This window comes from Agromyces humi (genome assembly GCF_009720255.1).
Lineage (GTDB): Bacteria > Actinomycetota > Actinomycetes > Actinomycetales > Microbacteriaceae > Agromyces > Agromyces humi.
In genome coordinates this window covers 1-1408 of the sequence record NZ_WJSP02000625.1, presented here as the reverse complement: position 1 = coordinate 1408, position 1408 = coordinate 1, and the positions used below count along the sequence as shown (strand labels likewise).

Below are 1408 nucleotides of genomic sequence, written 5' to 3'. Positions count from 1 at the left end.
CGCGGGGGACCCGTGCGCCGTTCTGCACGCGCGCGTCGTCGCCGACGCTGGCGTACGGGCCGATGACGGCGTTGCGGCCGACCACGGCGCGACGACCGACGTGCACGTTGACGCCCACCACGGCCCGCTCCGCCACGATGGCGTCTCGGTCGATCCAGGCGCCGTGCCCGATCTGGGCTCCGCGCTGCACCTCGGCACCGGGGTCGACGTAGGCGGTCGGGTCGACGAATGCCGTCGCGTCCACCTTCGCGGTCGTGGCCACGAGGCCGCGCCCGTTCGCGTGCTTGCGGTAGCGACGCAGGACTCCGGCTTCGTCTTCGAACTCGACGTAACTGATGCCCACGTTCTCCTCCTTCCGACGTGGTGGCTCCACGTCCGGACATTGATACAACCTCTGGGCTGATCGGGGCATTCCCGAGCCTGCGCTCCAAAACCGATCGTCAGCTGCGAATCCGCTCGGTGCCAGCCCTGAACTTCGCCCGGGACAGCACCGAACGGGGCCCGAATCGCTTGTCGCGGCATCCGGACGCTCGTAGCTTCGCTGCACATGTCCACCTACCTCCTGTGCGCGAGCCCCATCCAGGGTCACGTCGCGCCCCTGCTCGCCATCGCCCGCGATCTCGTCTCGCGCGGCCACGACGTCACCATGCTCACCGGCTCCCGCTTCCACGACGCGGTGACGGCCACCGGCGCCGCGCACCGCGCCCTCGGCGGCATCGCCGACTTCGACGACCGCCGCATGCCGGAGCACCTGCCCGATCGCGATCGCCACCGCGGCATCGGCAAGCTCCAGTACGACGTGCAGACGATCTTCGTCAGGACGGTGCCCGACCAGTTCCGCGCGGTCGAGGCGGCGATGGCGGAGGTCGCCCCCGACGCGATCCTCGTCGACGCCGCGTTCGCGGGCGTCCTGCCGCTGCTCCTCGATGGTCCGGGGACCCACCCGCCCGTGCTGGCCGTCGGGGTGGTGCCGCTCAGCCAGTCGAGCCCGGATGTCGCGCCCTACGGCCTGGGCCTCGCACCGATGCGCGGCGCCGTCGGGCGGCTCCGCAACCGCGTGCTCAACGTGCTCGTGCAGCGGGTGCTGTTCCGGGCGACGCAGCGGCTCGCGAACGAGACCATGCGCTCGCTCGGCCGCCCCGACCTCGACGCCTTCGTGCTCGACTTCTCGCGCCGGTTCGACCGCTTCCTGCAGCTCTCGCCGGCCGAGTTCGAGTATCCCCGCACCGACCTGTCGCCGAACCTGCGCTTCGTCGGCACGGTGCTGCCGCCGGCACCCGTGGCGGGCGAACTGCCCGCGTGGTGGGGCGAGCTCGACGGCGACCGCCGCGTCGTGCACGTGACGCAGGGCACCATCGACAACGCCGACTTCGGCCGCCTCGTGCGGCCGACGCTCGACGCGCTCGCC

Annotated in this window: 2 protein-coding genes; one reads left to right on the top strand and one right to left on the bottom strand. The window is 72.0% G+C overall.

Going from position 1 to position 1408, the window contains the following annotated elements:
• Positions 1-343, bottom strand: a 343-nt coding sequence (locus tag GH736_RS22990) for a transferase (protein WP_159607342.1), incomplete at its 3' end; no start/stop codon positions are given.
• A gap of 204 nt (positions 344-547) precedes the next feature.
• On the opposite strand from GH736_RS22990, the gene GH736_RS22985 reads away from it, so the two are divergent.
• The coding region (locus tag GH736_RS22985) for a glycosyltransferase family protein (protein ID WP_203230927.1) at positions 548-1408 on the top strand (861 nt) is incomplete at its 3' end.